At 67.4% G+C, this 2,647-nt stretch carries 3 protein-coding genes; 1 reads left to right on the top strand and 2 read right to left on the bottom strand.

Annotated features, from left to right (window positions below; all coding sequences use genetic code 11):
- Positions 1 to 564 (top strand): MaoC/PaaZ C-terminal domain-containing protein (locus tag Y705_RS18655; protein WP_173401065.1); only part of this gene is annotated, 564 nt, incomplete at its 5' end.
- Between the two features lie 30 nt (positions 565 to 594).
- Here the strand turns inward: Y705_RS18655 and Y705_RS0109070 are convergent.
- Positions 595 to 1,209 carry a TetR/AcrR family transcriptional regulator gene (locus tag Y705_RS0109070; RefSeq protein WP_049822527.1) on the bottom strand — a complete coding sequence of 205 codons (615 nt, stop codon included), beginning with the start codon at positions 1,207 to 1,209 and terminating at the stop codon, positions 595 to 597.
- A gap of 41 nt (positions 1,210 to 1,250) precedes the next feature.
- The gene (paaK, locus tag Y705_RS0109065; protein WP_026532629.1) at positions 1,251 to 2,579 is read right to left on the bottom strand and encodes a phenylacetate--CoA ligase PaaK; all 1,329 of its coding nucleotides are present in this window, start codon (positions 2,577 to 2,579) and stop codon (positions 1,251 to 1,253) included.
- Positions 2,580 to 2,647 lie beyond the last annotated feature (68 nt).

Genomic DNA, 2,647 nt, shown 5'->3' with positions numbered 1-2,647 from the left:
CTCGGCGGGATGCGCTCGGTGCTCCACCATATGCAGCGTACGGCGCTTCAGGGTTCGCCCAACATGCTCACCGCGATCACCGGCGTCTGGCATACGGGCGCCGACCGCTTCTTCGGGGACGTCCACCCGTTCCGGAAGAACCTCGCCGAGCTGCGCATCGGCGACGCCGTCACGTCGGCCCTCCGCGAAGTGACGCTGGAGGACATCACCGCCTTCGCCGAGACCACGGGCGACACCTTCTACGCCCACACCAACCAGGAAGCGGCAGCGGCCAATCCCTTCTTCCCGGGGATCGTGGCGCACGGGTACCTGCTGCTGTCCTGGGCGGCGGGGCTCTTCGTCGATCCGGAACCAGGGCCCGTGCTCGCCAACTACGGTCTCGAGACGCTCCGGTTCATCACTCCCGTGGCGGCCGGCGATTCGATCCGCGTCACCCTCACCGCGAAGCGGATCACACCGCGCGAGACGGACGAGTACGGCGAGGTCGCCTGGGATGCGGTGCTGACCAACCAGAACGACGACGTCGTGGCCACCTACGACGTGCTGACGCTCGTCGAGAAGTAGTTTCCCGCCGGCGCCGGCCCCCGGGAGGGGTCAGCGCCGGTGCAGGCCGTCGAACACCATGGTGACGACGTCGTCGGCCAGCTTCTCGGCGGTGAGCGGACCGCCGGGCTTGTACCACTCGACCACGGAGTTGATGGTGCCGAACAGCAGGCGCGTGATGGTGCGCGGGTCGAGGTCGCTGCGGATCGAGCCCTCGGTGCGGGCGGCGTCGACGAGGTCCGACACCTGACGGTCGAAGGAGCGACGCCGCTCGAGGGCCTCGCGTTCCACCTCGGTGTTGCCCCGCAGTCGCAGCAGGAGCGTCACGAAGGGCAGCCGCTCGGTGAGGACCGCGATGGTTCCGCGCACCACGTGCTCGAGGCGCGCATCGGCCTTCCCCTCGCTCGCCCCGGGCTCGGTGAGTACCGCTTCGAGCCCGCCGAGCGCGTGGTCCAGGGCGAGGCGCAGCAGGTCACCCTTCGACGGGACGTGGTGGTAGATGGCGGACTTGCTGATGCCCAGCTGCTCGGCGAGCACACCCATGGAGGTGGCCTCGTACCCGTGCCGATTGAAGACGTCCACGGCGATGGTGAGCACCGACTGCTGGTCATACCCGGGGCGTCCGCGGCGCACGGCGGGTTCCTGTTCAACTGGTGTGCTGGCCATGGGTTTCATTTTTGCATGAACGTTCGGTTACCGCCGGTTCGTCAGGAAGTGGACTTGGGTCGGAGGTCGTAGACGCGCTTGAGTTTCCCGCTGGAGCGCACCAGTGAATTCAGTTCGACGACGCTCACCGAGCAGCTCGATCCGATGTGGATCTTGATCTGCTCGCGCAGCTGCTTCGCTGCTTTCGCCGCGTCGTCGGGGTGTGCCCCTTCCCGAGGCTCCACCCGAATGTGGAGCTGGTCCATGCGCTGGCCCTCGGGGCGCGAGAGCTCGAGCTGGAAATGGGGGCTCAGCGCCGGGATCCGCAGGACGAGTTCCTCGATCTGCGTGGGGAACAGATTCACTCCGCGCAGGATGATCATGTCGTCGCTCCGGCCGGTGATCCTTCCCATGCGGCGCATCCCCGGCCGTGCAGTACCGGGAAGCAGCCGCGTGAGGTCATGGGTGCGGTAACGGATGATCGGCAGGGCTTCCTTGGTGAGCGAGGTGAAGACCAGCTCACCGTGCTCGCCGTCGTCCTGCACGGCGTCGGTGAACGGGTCGACGATCTCGGGCCGGAAGTGGTCCTCCCAGATGGAGGAGCCGTCCTTCGACTCGATGCATTCGCCCGCGACGCCGGGACCCATCACCTCGGACAGACCGTAGATGTCGCAGGCGTCGAAGCCCATGCGCACTTCGAGCTCCTGCCTCATCTCCAGCGTCCACGGCTCGGCCCCCAGCACCGCCGTCTTGAGCGAGGTGGACCGCGGATCGACGCCCGCCGAGACCATGGCGTCGAGGATGGTCAGGAGATAGGTGGGGGTTGCGAGGATGGCGTCCGGTTCGAAGTCCTGGATGAGCTGCACCTGGCGCTCGGTCTGTCCTCCCGACATGGGAATCACCGTGCACCCGAGCTTTTCGGCCCCGTAATGGGCACCAAGACCGCCGGTGAAGAGCCCGTAGCCATAGGCATTGTGGACTTTCCATCCGGTCTTCACCCCGGAGGCCCGGAGGGAGCGCGCCACGAGGGTTGCCCAGCGATCGATGTCGCCGGCGGTGTAGCCGACGACGGTAGGGCGGCCCGTGGTTCCCGAGGACGCATGGATCCGCGCGACCCGCTCCTGGGGTACGGCGAACATGCCGAACGGGTAGGTCTGCCTGAGGTCCTCCTTCGTGGTGAAGGGGAACTTCGCGAGGTCCGCGAGTTCCACCAGATCGGTCGGGTGGACGCCGGCGTCGTCGAACTTCCGCCGGTAGAGCTCCACGTTGGCATAGGCGTGCGCGACGGTGGCCTGCAGCCGCTCGAGCTGAAGGGACTCGATGCGGTCCCGGCTGTAGTGTTCCTCGGGGTCCAGCGTGTCCGGATGGGCCGGGGATGCTTTGAGGGTCATGACTCGTCCTTCGCGGGAGAGGGTCGGCGGGCTGCGGGGATGGTGCGCGATCGGCCGCGGAATTCCGC

It is taken from the genome of Arthrobacter sp. H41 (genome assembly GCF_000520535.1).
GTDB lineage: Bacteria > Actinomycetota > Actinomycetes > Actinomycetales > Micrococcaceae > Arthrobacter_D.
This window is presented reverse-complemented; position numbering and strand designations above follow the sequence as displayed.

What these genes read in the sequence shown, in the direction of transcription:
- Y705_RS0109070 (WP_049822527.1), bottom strand. Translation starts at nt 1,209, where the DNA reads ATGGCCAGCACACCAGTTGAACAGGAACCCGCCGTGCGCCGCGGACGC.
- paaK (WP_026532629.1), bottom strand. Translation starts at nt 2,579, where the DNA reads ATGACCCTCAAAGCATCCCCGGCCCATCCGGACACGCTGGACCCCGAG.